The following is a 14799-nucleotide window of genomic DNA, read 5'->3' on the forward strand; positions in this document are numbered from 1 at the left end:
TCGGGCTGCGGGGGCGTGGGCGGCGCGTGCGCCGGATCACAGCTCAGGACGCCGATGCGGGGCGACGGCACCCGGCATGGCACCCTTAGTCCTGCATAACAGGCAGACGGCAAGTACCGACACGGGTTCGAGGAGCGGTCACAGTGCAGCGCTGGCGTGGCTTGGAGGACATCCCCCAGGACTGGGGGCGCAGCGTCGTCACCATCGGCTCCTACGACGGAGTCCACCGTGGACACCAGCTGATCATCCGGCACGCCGTGGACCGCGCCCGCGAGCTGGGCGTCCCCGCGGTCGTCGTCACCTTCGACCCGCACCCCAGCGAGGTCGTCCGCCCCGGCAGCCACCCGCCGCTGCTCGCCCCGCACCACCGCCGCGCCGAACTGATGGCGGAGCTGGGCGTGGACGCGGTGCTGATCCTGCCCTTCACCACCGAGTTCTCCAAGCTGTCCCCGGCCGACTTCGTCGTCAAGGTGCTGGTCGACAAGCTGCACGCCAAGGCGGTCGTCGAGGGCCCCAACTTCCGCTTCGGCCACCGGGCGGCGGGCAACGTGGAGTTCCTCACCGAGCAGGGCAAGGTGTACGACTTCGAGGTCGAGGTCGTCGACCTGTACGTGACCGGCGCGGCGGGCGGCGGCGAGCCGTTCTCCTCGACCATGACCCGGCGCCTGGTGGGCGAGGGCGACGTCGAGGGCGCCGCCGAGATCCTCGGCCGTCCGCACCGGGTGGAGGGCGTGGTCGTGCGGGGCGCGCAGCGGGGGCGTGAACTCGGTTTCCCGACCGCCAACGTGGAGACCCTGCCGCACACCGCGATCCCGGCCGACGGGGTGTACGCGGGCTGGCTGCACGTCGCGGGGGAGGCGATGCCGGCGGCGATCTCCGTCGGCACCAACCCGCAGTTCGACGGCACCGAGCGGACCGTGGAGGCGTACGCCATCGACCGGGTGGGGCTGGACCTGTACGGCCTGCACGTCGCCGTGGACTTCCTCGCCTTCGTGCGCGGGCAGGCCAAGTTCGACACGCTCCAGGCGCTGTTGGACCAGATGGGCGACGATGTGCGGAAGTGCCGGGAGCTGGTGGCGGCGTCCGGGGAGTCCGCGGAGTCCGCTCAGTAGTCCCCGGGCGCGGGTGACGACAGCGCGGCCGGTGCCTGCGGGCACCGGCCGCGTTCGTGTCTCTTCGTGTCCTCGGGCGTGTTGGGGAAAGCCCCGCCGTCCGCCCGCGGGGCGGGCCGAGCGGCGTCATGGGCGTCCCCCTTGCTCGAAGAGCTTGGGGGAGTGCCAGACGTCGGGCGACAGGCGGGACTTCCGCCACACGCCCTAGTGCTGCGGGGGCTGGGTGCCGTCCGGCTGCGGGTACGGCTGCCCCGGGTACGGCTGCCCCGGGTGCTGCTGCGGGTAGGGCTGGCCGGGGTAGGGCTGGGGCGGCTGGCCCGGCGCGGGCGCGTACTGACCCGGCATGGGTGGTTGGCCGGGCTGACCGGGCTGACCGGGCTGGGGGCCCTGGCCGGGGACGGAGGGCTGGCCCGGCATGGGCTGGGCGCCCGGCATCGGCTGGCCGGGGTGGCCCTGGCCGGGGTAGGACTGGCCCGGGAGGGGCGGGGCGGCGACCGGGGGCGGGTTGCCGTCGGACGTCCACAGGCCGTGCGCCTGCTGGTGGCGGACGAAGTCCTCCGCGACCAGCGCCGCCAGGTTGAAGTACGCCTCCCGCACCTTCGGCCGCATCATGTCGAGGTCGACCTCCGCACCGGCGGCCAGATGCTCGTCGAACGGCACCACGACCACGCCCCGGCACCGGGTCTGGAAGTGCGCCACGATGTCATCGACCTTGATCATCTTGCCGGTCTCCCGGACCCCGGAGATGACGGTGAGCGAGCGCGAGACGAGATCCGCGTACCCGTGCGCGGACAGCCAGTCCAGCGTCGTACTGGCGCTGCTCGCGCCGTCCACGGACGGCGTGGAGATAATGATCAACTGGTCGGCGAGGTCGAGCACCCCGCGCATGGCGCTGTAGAGCAGACCGGTGCCGGAGTCGGTGAGGATGACCGGGTACTGCCTGCCGAGCACGTCGATCGCGCGCCGGTAGTCCTCGTCGTTGAACGTCGTCGAGACGGCCGGGTCGACGTCGTTGGCGATGATCTCCAGCCCGGACGACGCCTGCGAGGTGAAGCGCCGGATGTCCATGTACGAGTTCAGGTACGGGATCGCCTGGACGAGGTCCCGGATGGTCGCCCCGGTCTCGCGGCGCACCCGGCGGCCGAGCGTACCGGCGTCCGGGTTGGCGTCGATCGCGAGGATCTTGTCCTGCCGCTCGCTGGCGAGGGTGGAGCCGAGGGCCGTGGTCGTCGTGGTCTTGCCGACGCCGCCCTTGAGGCTGATGACGGCGATGCGGTAGCAGGACAGCACCGGGGTGCGGATCAGCTCCAGCTTCCGCAGCCGCTCGGCCTCCTCCTTCTTGCCGCCCAGCTTGAAGCGGGAGGAGGCGGCGGCGGGCCGTCCGCTCTTCGCCTTCTGCTTCCTGTTGTTGAGCAGCCGGTCGGAGGACAGCTCCACGGCCGCCGTGTAACCGAGCGGCGCGGCACCGGGGTTGGTCGGCTGCCGCTGGTCGTGCTGGATGGGCTGCGGCCAGGCGGCACCGGTACGGGGGTCCACGGGCGGCTGCTGGGGGTGCTGTTGTGGTGCCTGGGGCTGCGCCTGGGGCTGCGGCTGCGGTTGGTGTCGCGGCTGGGCCTGCGGTGCTGCGGGGTGCGGGTAGCCGTAACTGACCGGCTGCGCCGGAGGAGTGGGGCCGGGCTGGGCGTCCGGGGCGGGCGCCGGGGGCTGCGGGAAGCCGTAGCCGGGCTGGGGGGCGGGGGCCTGGGGCGCCTGGGGTGCCGGAGGCGTCGGGGCGGGGCCCTGCTGGGGGAAGCCGTATCCGCTGGGCTGCGGCTGCGGTTGCGGTTGCTGGGGGACGGCCGGGCTCTGCTGCCACGCCGTCGGCGCGGGGTGCGGCGCCTGGGCCTGGAAGGCCGGCTGCTGCGGGGGCACGGGCGGCTGGACCGGCGCGGGCGCCACGGGCTGGGCGGGGGCCTCGGGTTGGGCGGGCGCTGCTTCGGGTTGGGCGGTGGCCACCGGCTGCGCGGGTGCCACCGGCTGTGGTGCGGGCGGTTCGGGCTGCGCGGGCGGCTGGGGCTGTACCGGTGTCTGGGGCTGGGCGGGCCACTGGGCCGCCGGTGCCGGGGCGGCGGGCTGGTACGACGGCGGCAGCGGCGGCACACCCTGCGGTGGCGCGGCCCAGCCGGACGACGCGTCCTGCGGCGCGCTCTCCTCGGAACTCACCGCATCCGGCGCCACGTCCGCGGCCCCGGCGGTGTCGTCGGACGGAACGCCCACCTCCGGCGCTACGGCGTCGTCGGCGCCCTCGGTGTCGTCGGTGGCCCCAGCCTCGGCGTCCGCCACCTCCGGCGTCTCGGCGACGGCGTCGTCACCGCCGGGCTCCTCGGCGGCAGGGGCGTCCGCCTCGTCCGTCTCGTCGGTACCGTCCGCGTCGTCCGTCTCGTCGGCCTCGGTCCGTGCCGCCGCCTCAGCCTCCGCCTCCGCCTCCGCCGTACGCTCAGCGATCTCCCGCTTCAGGGCGACCGCGGAGAACCGCATGGTCGCACCGCTCTCCAGATCCCCGTTGCCGGGACCCTCGGAGTCACCGTCCTCAGCGGGACCCACCGGCGCGGCGACGGGCGGAGGGGCGGGCGCGGCGACCGGCGGCGCGACAGGGGTGGCGACCGGCGGAGCGACGGGCGCGGCAACCGCCGGTGCCGCAGGCGGGGCGACCGGCGTGGAAGGCTCACCGGACGGAACATCCCCGGCACCCCCGGTGCCCCCGGCCTCCCCGGAAGGCTGCGGCTCGAACTCGCTGCCCGCCGGCAGCCTGGGCACGGCGACCGGCGGACCCGCCGGCGGCGCGGGTGGTGCCGCCCCCGGTTCCGCCCCGCCCGAGGAGTTCTGCGTGTACCAGGCGGGCGGCGCGTAGTCGATGGTGAACTCGCCCGTCGCCTCGACGGAGGACTCCGCGTCGGGCTGGTCGTCGCCGGGCGTCGCCCAGCCCCCGCGGATCCCGTCCCGATCGCTGCTCACAATTCCTCCTGGTGTGGTCGAGCACCCTCATGCCGTGCCGGTGGTGACCATGTGTTGTCGTCCGTAGTCGTTCGAGGCGCCCGGGGCCCTCTCGGGACGTCGACGCCCGGTCCACGGGTTCTGGCGACGCGCCCCCGCTCCCAGACTAGTCATCACCACCGGCACCCCGGCAGGCCCATCCACCGCCGGGTGTGACGAAAGGAGCCAGTCCGGAACTCAGTCCATCCGCCGCGGCGTGCCCAGCAACCCGACCTCGGCGTCGGTCGGCTGGGTCATCACGTACTGCCGGTCGCGGTCGGCGCACCACAGCGTGACGCCGTCGGCGAGCGTCGGCAGCGAGTCCATGTCGGCCCGCGGCAGCGCCATCGTGCGCCCCAGCTCCGCCGCCTCGTCCGGCGATATCCGCTGGACGCCCACCAGTCGCGCCTGCCGCACCAGCCGGGGCGCGACGGGGCTGAGGTACGGCAGCAGCGTCAGCACCGACTGCCAGGGACCGGACACCACCCGCCCGCGCGGGGGCCGCATCCCGCAGTCCCGCACCACCAGCACCGGTGTACCGGCCGAGGCGCCCTGCGGGGGCACGCGCCCCACGTCGTACACCGCGAGCCCGTTCTGCCCGCCGCCCATGGCGTGCACCATCTGCGTCCAGGCCTGCGCGCGGCCCGTCTCCACGGCCACCCGCGCGCCCGTCGCCGCGGCCCGCAGCGCGAGCACCTGCGCCGTCCACAGACCGCCGATGAGGACGACGTCGTACGGCGTGGGACGGTTCAGCCCGAGCACGGCGGGCTGGCCATCGGCGTCCACACCGATGACGACGCCGTCGTCCCCGATGGGCAGCGCCAGCGTGTCCAGTTCGGCCGCGGGCAGGACGTGCCGTCCGTGGCGCGGGCCGAGCAGGCCGAAGCCGGTGCGCAACAGGTCGGCGGCGCGGCGCCCCGCCGAGTCCGGGACACCCCCTGGGGTGGTGCCCGCCGGTGTGCCGTACCCGGGGCCGCGTCCGCCGCCCGGTCCGTCAGCCGTGTGGGTGGTCATGGCCGTCACCGGACACCTCCGAGGGGCAGAGTGGCCAGGACGCCCGGCAACTGCTCCCGGTCCAGCCGGGCCAGGGCGGCGCCCGCGTGCCGGGCGGCACCCTCCAGCGCGCGCCGGGCGGCGGTCAGTTCCTCGGCACTGCGCCCCGTGACCCGGAGGTGCCCGGTGAGGGACATCTCCTGCCGGTCGGCGCGCGCGAGGGTGAGACTGATGGTGGTCGCGAGCGCCGGTATCGCCGTGACCAGCGCGACGAACTGCGGCAGCGACGGCGCCCGGTCACCGCCCAGCTGGGGCCACTTGCGGATCCAGTACGTCGTGTGCCTGCGGTTGTCGCAGCGCCAGCTGCGGCTGGACTCCTCGGTGCGCCGCTCCTGCCGGTCGGTCCGCCCGGCCTCCGCCGTCACCAGCGGGTTGGCGCACGCGGAGGTGGCGAGGGCGGCGGTCAGCTGCTCCTCGTCCAGCACCGTGGTGCGGAACCCGGCGCCGGTCAGCCTGCTGGCGAGGTGGTCGGCGGCGCGCACCACGCACTTCTGGGCGCCCGTCAGCCCGCCCCCGCGCGCCGCCACCGCCTCCGGGCACAGCTCGGGATCCAGCTTCAGCGCGATCCAGGTGATGCGCACCGCGGGGGCACCGGTCTGCTCCTGCAACGGCGCGTAGTTGGTGACGGCGACGGACTGCCGCGGCAGGTGCAGCGCGGGCGCGGGCTGGGTGTGCAGCACGACCTGCGCCGACTCCAGCCGGATGCCGTCCACTTCGAGGGCGTCGCGCACCAGGGCCAGCGGCAGTGGGCGCCTGCCCCGCTCGGCGCGGAGCGCGGTCGCGTCGGCCTCCACCTGCACCACCGCCGTGACGAAGGTGCCGTCCCCGATGATGCCGACCGGGCGCCGCTCCCGGCCGCCGTAGGCGTAGGTGCGCAGGCTGGGGTCACACTCCACGGCCGGGGCCAGCCCCGGTTCCGTACCCGGCGGCACCACGCGGTCCGCGGCGCGCTTCTGCCGGGCGCGCAGGGCCCGTGCCGTGCCGATCCACTCGGGCAGGGAGCGGCCCCGGCGTCGTACGAAGGCCAGGAGGACCAGGAGCACGGCGACGGCGGCGGCGGGCACCATCGCGAGCGTGCCGATCACCCAGCCCGTGACGAGGACGGCGGCGGCGAGCTCCACCAGCACGATCCGTTGCAGCCGGGACGAACCGGGCCGCCCTCCGCGCACCTTGAGGTGGAGGGCGCCGCGCGCGGCCGGCTGCCGTGCCGCCCGCCCGCCGGGCTCGGCCGAGCCGCGTGCCCGGGTCCGGCCCCGACCCGTGGTCCGCGTCGCGGAAGCCATCACTCGATCCCCCCAGTTCGCTCACAACTCGCGGTCGTCCCAGCACCGCACCGGCCCTTGAGGGCCCAGGCACCCTACCCGCTCCGCGCGCCACCTCCGACACCAGGCATAGTAGGGGCCCGGTCTGACAACGGCGGTCGGGGGACGACGGCCCCGCGCACCAAGTGAACGACGCGGACGAGGCACGGACAACCGCGAACAACGGGGAGAGACACGGACCCATGGCATCTCGGCGGGACCAGCTCAACGCCTACACCTTCGCGAAGCGCCGCCTGCTGGCGGCCTTCGTCCTGTCGTCCCCGCACGGCTCGGAGGAGGGCGCGCCGCGCCCGCTGCGCGGGATCGTGCCGGGGCTGATCATCGGCGTCATCGTCATGGCCGTCTTCGGCGCCTGGGGCATGTTCCGGCCCACCGCGCCCTCCGGCTGGGACACCCCGGCCGAGAAGGTGATCATCGCCAGCAAGTCGACCACCCGGTACGTCATCCTGAAGACCGGCGACGAGGTCCAGCTGCACCCCGTACTCAACATGGCGTCCGCCAAACTCCTCCTCGCCCCCGGCAAGGGCGACGTGGTCACCGTCAGCGAGTCGCTCCTGGACAACGGCGATATCCCGCACGGCGTCACCATCGGCATCCCCTACGCCCCCGACCGGCTCCCCTCCGCCGAGGAGGCGGGCGCCGCCAAGCGGTGGGCCGTGTGCGAACGCCCGAGCGCGGGCGGCCGGTCCATCCAGAAGGCCGCACTGGTCCTCGCCGACCGCGAGCAGGACCTGACCCAGGGCAAGCAGAAACTGAGCGGCGGCGAACTGCTCTACGTCGTCGACCCGGAGGGCGACCGCTTCATCGTGGACACCGGCGGGACGGCGTACCAGGTCGACAGGATCGACACGGGCGACGACCTCGAACTCCTGCTGCGCACGGTCGTCGGCTCCGGCCGCGAGCCGCAGCGGGTCTCGACCGAGTGGCTGGCGACCCTCCACCAGGGCGACCCGGTCACCTTCCCCGAGATCGACGGCACCCCGGGCGCGCCCGCGAACGCCCCCGGCCAGCTCGGCGCCGCGGCCGACAAGGTGGGCACGGTCCTGAAGGCGTTCGACAACAACGAGGAGCAGTACTACGTCGTCCTGCCCGGCCGGGTCGCGCCGGTCTCGGCGTTCGTCGCCCAACTGCTGCTGTTCAGCAAGGACCTGGCGCAGGTCGGGCAGGCCGGTCAGGCGCTGGAGACGAGCCCCGGCGCGATCGTGCCGGGCAAGCCCTTCGGCACCGAGCACCGCTGGCCGACCGGCACCCCCGAGGCCGTCAACGAGGCGTCGGACGCCAAGGGCAGCCGCAACACCGTCTGCAACGTCCTGCGCGGCGTCGACGCGCGCGGCACCACCACCCTGAGCACCTGGGCGGGCACCGACTTCCCGGCCGACCTGCCCGCCGGTTCCTCCAGCGCCTACGTCACGCCGGGCTCCGGCCAGCTCTACCGGCAGTTCAAGGGCGAGCAGACCAAGGACGGCCCCGTCTTCCTGGTCACCGACACCGGGCTGCGCTACGTCCTGCAGTCCAACTCCGACAGCGCCACGGACGACGCCGGGATCGGCATGTCGCCCGAGGAGCGCAAGCAGTTGGAGCAGGAGGCCCAGCAGGCCCAGTCGCGCCTCGGCTACGCCGACGTGGACCCGGCGCCGATCCCGGACGTCTGGTCGGCGTTCCTGCCGACGGGGCCGAGGCTGTCGACGGCGGCGGCACGCCAGCCGCAGGGCTCGTAGGGGGAGCGGGATGACGACGCGCCTGACCGCCCTCAGCGCCCTCTGCCTGACGGCCGCGGCGACCCTCCTGACGGCGTCCCCGGCCGCCGCCGAGGACTCCTTCTCCGACCAGTGCGAGTACCCCAACGCCAGCTATCCCGGCCGCCCCTGGTCCCTCCAGCGCGTCCTCCTGGACGAGTTGTGGAGCCAGTCCAGGGGCGAGGGCGTCCGCGTCGCGGTCATCGACACGGGCGTCGACGTGAAGAACCCGCAGCTGAAGGACGCCGTCGACGTCAAGAGCGGCCGCAACTACCTGCCCAAGAACCTCAAGGACGAGAACGGCGACCCCATCGAACGGGGCCGGGAGGACGGCACCACCGACACCGTCGGCCACGGCACCAAGGTCGCGGGCATCATCGCCGCGCGCCCCGCGAAGAACACGGGCTTCGTGGGCCTGGCCCCCAAGGCGGTGATCATCCCGATCCAGCAGAACGACGCCGAGGGCCACGGCACCACCGAGACCCTCGCCAAGTCCATCCGGTACGCCGTCGACGCGGGCGCCGACGTCATCAACATCTCCCAGGACACCTCGGACGCCGTCGAACCCGACCCCGACCTGGAGGCGGCGGTCGACGAGGCGCTGGCCGAGGAGATCGTGGTGGTGGCGTCGGCGGGCAACGACGGCCTGGGCGGCAACGTCAAGAAGACCTACCCGGCGTCCTACGAGGGCGTGCTCGCGGTCGCCGCCTCCGACCGCAACAACGAACGGGCGTCGTTCTCCCAGTCCGGCGACTTCGTCGACGTGGCGGCACCCGGCGTCGACATGATCTCCACCGTCCCGCGCGGGGGCCACTGCTCCGACAACGGTACGAGCTTCTCGGCGCCGTACGTCGCGGGCGTCGCGGCGCTCATCAAGGCCAAGCACCCGAAGTGGACGCAGCGGCAGGTCGTCGCCCAGATCGAACAGACCGCGGAGCGCACCGTCGCCACACACGACCGCCTGGTCGGCTGGGGCGTGGTCGACCCGGTGCGCGCCCTGACGGCCGACGCCGAGCCGGTCGAGTCACCGGACCCGCAGGAGGGCCTGGGCGGGGCCGAGGCACCGGCCGCCGCCCCGTTCCCGCGGGGTGAGACGCCCGACGAACGCAACGCCCGCCTCGCGACGTACGTGGCCGTCGGCGCGGTGGTCCTGGTCGCGGGCCTGGGCGGGGCGGCGGTGGCGATCCGGGACGCGCGCAGACGTGCGCGTGGCGCCGCGGGGATCCACAAGCGCCAGGCCGCGACGTAGGTCACCGACATGTGACGAACGCCGCTCGATTGTCACCCGGGTCCCGCAACCCGGAGCGACATCCGTACCGTCGTGTAAAGAGTGGTGACAGCATCGGTTGTCCCTATGCCAGTTGGGCCTGTCGGTGCGAGTCACTAGAGTGGTGGGTGACTGCGGTCATGAACCGCCGTCATGAACGCTTCCAAGGCGTTAACGGGGACAACGGGGAGGGATGGCTTCGTGCTTCCTGCGGACATGGGCGGAGGTGCGTCGGCGGCGGACGTGCGCCGGGGCGTGATGGCGCTGTCGACCTTCAAGAAGCGCGTGGACGACCTGCTCGCCGCGTTCGAGGGCTCGGCGGGCGGCGCGTCCAAGGTGGCGTCCCACAGCCTGCCGGAGTCCGCCTTCGGCAGCGGGGCGTTTCCCGAGGGCAAGCAACTCCACCTGGAGTACGAGCGCGTCCACGAACGCATCACCGCGCTGTCCAAGTCGTTGGGCCTCCAGCTGGAGGCCATGCAGATCGCGGTGCACGGCGTCGACGTGACCTTCGACAACCTCGAGGACGAGCAGCGCTACCGGTTCCACGAGATCCGGGCCGAGGTCAACCAGGCGCGTGAAGAGATGCTGACCGAGCACAACAAGCGCGACAACCGAGCCGACCACACGGACGCGGGGTACTGATGAGCGGCCACGGGGACAAGAACAAGCCGGACCTGCACGCGCCGGAACGCCAGGAGGCCATGAGCCAGAACGGCACACTGGACGCGGTCATGAACATGACCCGCCTGTTCCCGTTCGGCTCCAGCCGGGGCATCCACTTCGGCTCGACGAGCTTCGAGGGCTACGACCTCAACCAGATGATCGACATCGTCGAGTCCGCCAACCCCGAACTCCTGGAGACCGCGGGCACGGCCCTCGTCGACGCCCGCGACGCGATCAACGACGCCGCGGAGGAACTGAGCCAGAACCTCGGCCAGATCGACTGGCAGGGCGAGGCCCACACCGCGTTCACCGACTGGGGCGACAGCCTCATCAAGACGGCCCAGGGCGTCGCCGCCTACGCCGACACCATCGGCACCCAGGTCATGGCCGCGGGCTCCGGCCTCGCCTCCGTCCGCAAGTCCATGCCGCCCCGCGACAACCGCGCCGACCGCAAGTCCGTCGACGACATCCCCGAGGCCAAGCGCGTCGACTCCAACGACGAGTACACGGCAGCGGTCAAGGCGGAGGCCCACCGCCAGGAGGCCATCAACCAGATGTACCGCCTGGCGTCGTTCTACACGGTGTCGGCCGGGACGATGCAGTCGGCGGAGGAGCCGGTGTTCCCGAAGATGCCGGACGTGGGGGTACCGGAGCCGCCGCCGGGCGTCGGGAAGTTCAAGAAGCGCCCCACTACCCCGGCTTCGCTGACGTCGGTCAGTGAGACGTCGGCTTCCCACCAGGCCCCGGTGACTGCTGCAGCGGAGAGGGAACGTCCGGCGGAGGTTCTGGCGCCGCAGCAGACCGTCGACGGGAACGTCACGACGCCGCGACAGCCTGTCGGCACAGAGATCGACAGCGTGGGAACGCTGCCGCCTCAAGAGGCCGTGAAACCGATTACGGTCACGCCACCACCGACGACCGCTCCCACCGCTACGCCACCGGGGCCCGTCCCTCCCATGGTGCCGAGTACGACGCCGCCTGCCGTCAGGCAGGCCACCGGCCGCACCACACGCCCCGGCGGTATCAACGTGCCGAAGGTGCCCCCCGTGGCTCAGGGACGCACTGGTGCTCCTCCGAGCCCCACCAGCCAGACAGGGCGTCCAGGTATCGGCCCTACGAGTCAGGCGGGGCGTGTCACCCCTCCCGCGCAGGCGGGAGGCCGCCGGGTCGGCCCTGTGGGCCCACTGGGGCAACCGGGGCGCACGGCCGCACCTGCGCCTATCGGCAACCGTGGCGCTGCTCCTGTGCAGCGTGGCATCGTCGGTGGGAAGCCACTGCCGATGGGACAGGGAACCGGTCCCGTCAACGGTGCCGCCCGCGCGCCGAAGGGGGTTATTGGTGCGCCGCCAGGCGCTGGTCGGGGTGGCGCTGGCACTAGGCGTCCGCCCAACGGGGTCGTCGGCGGGCGCCCCGTCGCAGGGCCCACCCCCGGCGGCAATGGATCCAAGCTGCCGCGCGGCACGGTCGTCGGCGCCGAGGGCGCACGCTCCAGTTCGAAAGCGCAGAGCCCCGGCCAGCGTGGGGTGATCGGAACACCTCCCACCACATTGGGCGCGGCACCGACTGCTCGCCGTCCCACCGGCGGCTCCAAAGGTGTAGTGGGCACTCCAAGCGGACGAACTCCGCGCGCGGTGAGTGGTAATGCCACTGACGGCGCTGGCACGCCGCGTGATGCCTCAGGCAACCGAGGGTCCGGTACGAACCGTCCGCGCCGCGATGAGCGGCGTGGCCACGTGCCGACGACCGACTGACAGGACAGAAGCGAGGACGAGCAGAGCATGGTGTCAGGGATCAGACGACGCGACAGGTCGGGCACGCTCGCGGGGCGGTGCGCGAGAAGGGCCGCGACCATCTGTGCGGCACTTGGCGCTGCCTCCGTCTTGTCGGCAGGTTTTGCTCCCGGTGCCGTAGCCACAGACGTCCAGTCGCAGCAGTGGTACCTGTCAGCGATGCAGGCCAGCGAGATGTGGAAGGTCAGCACTGGCGAGGGTGTCGAGGTCGCAGTAGTGGATACTGGAGTCAGCGAAACCCCGTCATTGCGGGGCAGGGTCACTACTGACGGCGTCCCACAGCATCTGAGTTACAAGGCCACCGAAGATTACGATGGCCACGGCACCAGCATGGCGGAGTTGATTGCGGGAACCGGCGCCGACGACTCCCTGAAGGGTCTGGCCCCGGACGCCAAGATCGTGCCCTATCGGATCGCGATGGACGACTTCGACAACAAGACCGAGCGGGAGAGGGCGCCCGACCTGGCGGCGGTCATCAGGGCCATCGCCGACAGCGACGTTGAGATCATCAACATGTCCTTCGGTACGAGCATTGATCACGCGGCGATCCGTGAGGCAATCGCGTATGCCCACAGCAAGGGCAAGTTGATGTTCGCGGGTACTGGCAATGACGCCGAGACTAAAAACTTTATCGGCTATCCGGCTGCCTATCCCTACGTCATTGGTATCGCCGCATCCGATGAATCCGGCACGGTCGGCAGGTTCTCCGAGCACGGCAACTACGTTGACCTAGCCGCCCCGGGCCTTGATGTGCCCACGTGGTGCGACAAGAACCTTCGCTCCTACTGCGAGAGTCAGGGCACAAGCCAGGCCACCGCCATCGCCTCCGCCTCCGCCGCCCTCGTCTGGTCCGCGCACCCCGACTGGACCGCCAACCAGGTCCTCGCCAGCCTCATCGACACCGCGGGACGGGACTGGGCCAAGGACGACCCGAGTACGTACCTCGGGTACGGACTGATCCGGCCCCGCAAGGTGCTGGAGGACAGCGACTACAACCCCGGCGCCGCGGACACCGACCCCCTCGCCAGGGAGAACACCGCGGGCGTCGTGGACGAGGACGGCAAGCCGGCGACCCCCGCCGCCTCCACCTCCCCGTCCCCCGAGCCGTCCGGCAAGGACGCCTCCGGCGGCCAGACCTCCGCGGCGGCCGAGTCGGACTCCTCCGACGACAGCACCCCCTGGGTCGCCACGGGCGCCGCCGCGGCCGTGCTGGTGATCGGGGGCGGCGCCGTCGCCGTGGCCCGCTCCCGCCGCCGGGCATGACCCCCGTACTCCGCCACCGACCACCCACTACCCCACCGTCCACACGAAAGGGACTGCCGACATGGCCACGGACCGCAAGCTCTACGAGGCCCAGGTACAGAAGCTCCAGACGAACGTCATCGACCGGTACGACTCGATCCGGCAGTCTCTCGCCCGCCTCCAGGGCACGATCGACATGATCGAGAAGAGCTGGACGGGCCAGGGCGCCCTCGCCTTCGACAAGAAGCAGTCGGAGATCAACAGCCACATGGCCGCCATCGGCCGGATGCTGGACGACTTCCTCCAGGGCATCGACCTGAACCGCAAGGACAAGCAGAACCTCGAAGGCCAGATCGACGCCGACATCACCAAGATCTCGGTGGAGGACCTCGGCGGCAAGTCCTCGGCGCTCAGCAGCTACTGACGAGGCCCTGAGACCGACGCGCCACCGACCACCACCTGCTGACCTCCCAGAAACGAGGAAACCATGTCCGGAGCCCACTACGACGAACTGGCTGTCTCCTACGGCACCATGGACGCCCTCGCCACCGAACTCGGCGACCAGGCGAAGAAGCTCGAAGAGGACCTCGAGGCCCTGAAGAAGGCCGTGCTCGACGCCGCCGCGGGCTGGGGCGGCGAGGCGTACGAGGAGTTCACCAAGAAGACCAAGGAGTGGGACCGTCACGCCACGGGCATCCACACGGCCCTGGTCAACATCTCGCAGCGCGTCCACACCGCGGGCGGCGACTACCGCGGCGGCGACCTGAAGGGCGCCAGCTACTTCATGTAGCCCCGACGCGACAGGGCGGCACGCACACAGGGTGGACACGCGCGGGAGGTGTCCACCCTGCCGCTGTCTGGCGGTAGGGCGGCGACGAGCCGTCCTACTCCTACTCCTACTGCTGCACCTGCCCGGCCAGGGCCTCCGTCAGCGCGGCGAGCTGCTTCCGGTCCAGCGCCGCGTCCGGTTCCCCGGACTCCCCGTCGACGGTACCGACCAACAGGGCCGCGTCCCCCTCACCGTCCAGCTCAAGCCGTACCGTCGCCACATTGCCGGTGTCGGCGGTGACCACCTTGCCCGTCTCCTCCGTCGTGGCGGCCTCGTTCGTGAAGGCGACCACGTCGTCGATGGCCACCCGGGTCAACTCCGAGACCACCGGCGCCAGGATGGTGATCGCGTTGCGCTCCTCCGTGGCGACGGTGTGCACCCGCACGTCGTCCGGACCGATGTGGAACGTGCAGCTCACCAACGCACCGGGATTCTCGGCCAGCGGTTCCTTGCCCTTGGCGCGCTTGCCGCCCTCACCCGTGGCGACGGGCGTCTCCGCGTCCTCCCGCACCGGGCCGGGACCGGCCTCGCCGTCCACGCCCGCGGCCTTCGCCGCCGCCGCGATGTCGTAGGGCAGCGGACAGGTGTCCGCGCCGTCCTCCGGAACGCCGTCCGCGGTCTCGACCAGCCCGTCCAGACTCAGCGCCGCCGAACCCCCACCACCGCTGTCACCCTCACTGTCACTGTCACTCTGGCAGCCGGTCATCAGGACGGCCGCGGCCGTCAGGGCGGCGGCGATCGCCAGCCGGTGTCGTACGTGTGTCACGTGTCTC

General features: G+C 72.3%; 12 protein-coding genes. 8 read left to right on the forward strand and 4 right to left on the reverse strand.

What is annotated here, in order from left to right:
• The first annotated feature begins 143 nt into the window (after nt 1-143).
• Nucleotides 144-1112 (forward strand): bifunctional riboflavin kinase/FAD synthetase, encoded by a 969-nt coding sequence (locus ABZ659_RS01335; RefSeq protein WP_360212209.1) that lies wholly within the window; start codon nt 144-146, stop codon nt 1110-1112.
• A gap of 204 nt (nt 1113-1316) precedes the next feature.
• Here the strand turns inward: ABZ659_RS01335 and ABZ659_RS01340 are convergent, their stop codons facing one another.
• The 3 genes from ABZ659_RS01340 to eccE form a co-directional block, all read right to left on the reverse strand.
• Complete coding sequence (locus tag ABZ659_RS01340) at nt 1317-4106, reverse strand: SCO5717 family growth-regulating ATPase (RefSeq protein WP_360212211.1); 2790 nt, start codon at nt 4104-4106, stop codon at nt 1317-1319.
• A 216-nt stretch (nt 4107-4322) separates the two neighbouring features.
• Entirely contained in the window at nt 4323-5138 is an 816-nt protein-coding gene (locus ABZ659_RS01345; RefSeq protein ID WP_360212213.1) for a hypothetical protein, read from the reverse strand.
• Nucleotides 5139-5143: 5 nt separating this feature from the next.
• Complete coding sequence (eccE, locus tag ABZ659_RS01350; RefSeq protein WP_360212215.1) at nt 5144-6460, reverse strand: type VII secretion protein EccE; 1317 nt, start codon at nt 6458-6460, stop codon at nt 5144-5146.
• A gap of 221 nt (nt 6461-6681) precedes the next feature.
• Here eccE and eccB point away from each other — a divergent pair, with 221 nt between their 5' ends.
• From eccB to ABZ659_RS01385, 7 genes are all read left to right on the forward strand, one after another.
• On the forward strand, nt 6682-8217 hold the full coding sequence (gene eccB, locus ABZ659_RS01355) for a type VII secretion protein EccB (RefSeq protein WP_360212217.1): 1536 nt from the start codon (nt 6682-6684) through the stop codon (nt 8215-8217).
• A 10-nt stretch (nt 8218-8227) separates the two neighbouring features.
• Nucleotides 8228-9484, forward strand: a complete 1257-nt coding sequence (mycP, locus tag ABZ659_RS01360) for a type VII secretion-associated serine protease mycosin (protein WP_360212219.1) — start codon at nt 8228-8230, stop codon at nt 9482-9484.
• Between the two features lie 219 nt (nt 9485-9703).
• The gene (locus ABZ659_RS01365; protein WP_360212221.1) at nt 9704-10144 is read left to right on the forward strand and encodes a hypothetical protein; all 441 of its coding nucleotides are present in this window, start codon (nt 9704-9706) and stop codon (nt 10142-10144) included.
• A complete protein-coding gene (locus tag ABZ659_RS01370; protein WP_360212223.1) occupies nt 10144-11916 on the forward strand; it encodes a hypothetical protein in 1773 nt (590 codons plus the stop codon). The genes ABZ659_RS01365 and ABZ659_RS01370 overlap by 1 nt, the downstream gene beginning before the upstream one ends.
• 198 nt (nt 11917-12114) lie before the next feature.
• Complete coding sequence (locus ABZ659_RS01375) at nt 12115-13218, forward strand: S8 family serine peptidase (protein ID WP_360212225.1); 1104 nt, start codon at nt 12115-12117, stop codon at nt 13216-13218.
• A gap of 61 nt (nt 13219-13279) precedes the next feature.
• The gene (locus ABZ659_RS01380; RefSeq protein WP_360212227.1) at nt 13280-13621 is read left to right on the forward strand and encodes a WXG100 family type VII secretion target; all 342 of its coding nucleotides are present in this window, start codon (nt 13280-13282) and stop codon (nt 13619-13621) included.
• Nucleotides 13622-13684: 63 nt separating this feature from the next.
• Nucleotides 13685-13987 (forward strand): WXG100 family type VII secretion target, encoded by a 303-nt coding sequence (locus ABZ659_RS01385; protein ID WP_360212229.1) that lies wholly within the window; start codon nt 13685-13687, stop codon nt 13985-13987.
• A 106-nt stretch (nt 13988-14093) separates the two neighbouring features.
• On the opposite strand, the gene ABZ659_RS01390 is transcribed toward ABZ659_RS01385, so the two are convergent.
• Complete coding sequence (locus ABZ659_RS01390) at nt 14094-14792, reverse strand: hypothetical protein (RefSeq protein WP_360212231.1); 699 nt, start codon at nt 14790-14792, stop codon at nt 14094-14096.
• Nucleotides 14793-14799: the final 7 nt, after the last annotated feature.

The sequence above is a fragment of the Streptomyces sp. NPDC006997 genome (genome assembly GCF_040635175.1).
GTDB lineage: Bacteria > Actinomycetota > Actinomycetes > Streptomycetales > Streptomycetaceae > Streptomyces.

Coding starts and splice junctions, on each gene's coding strand:
- ABZ659_RS01345 (WP_360212213.1), bottom strand. CDS start 5,138: ATGACCACCCACACGGCTGACGGACCGGGCGGCGGACGCGGCCCCGGG.
- eccE (WP_360212215.1), bottom strand. CDS start 6,460: ATGGCTTCCGCGACGCGGACCACGGGTCGGGGCCGGACCCGGGCACGC.
- eccB (WP_360212217.1), top strand. CDS start 6,682: ATGGCATCTCGGCGGGACCAGCTCAACGCCTACACCTTCGCGAAGCGC.
- mycP (WP_360212219.1), top strand. CDS start 8,228: ATGACGACGCGCCTGACCGCCCTCAGCGCCCTCTGCCTGACGGCCGCG.
- ABZ659_RS01370 (WP_360212223.1), top strand. CDS start 10,144: ATGAGCGGCCACGGGGACAAGAACAAGCCGGACCTGCACGCGCCGGAA.
- ABZ659_RS01375 (WP_360212225.1), top strand. CDS start 12,115: ATGCAGGCCAGCGAGATGTGGAAGGTCAGCACTGGCGAGGGTGTCGAG.
- ABZ659_RS01380 (WP_360212227.1), top strand. CDS start 13,280: ATGGCCACGGACCGCAAGCTCTACGAGGCCCAGGTACAGAAGCTCCAG.
- ABZ659_RS01385 (WP_360212229.1), top strand. CDS start 13,685: ATGTCCGGAGCCCACTACGACGAACTGGCTGTCTCCTACGGCACCATG.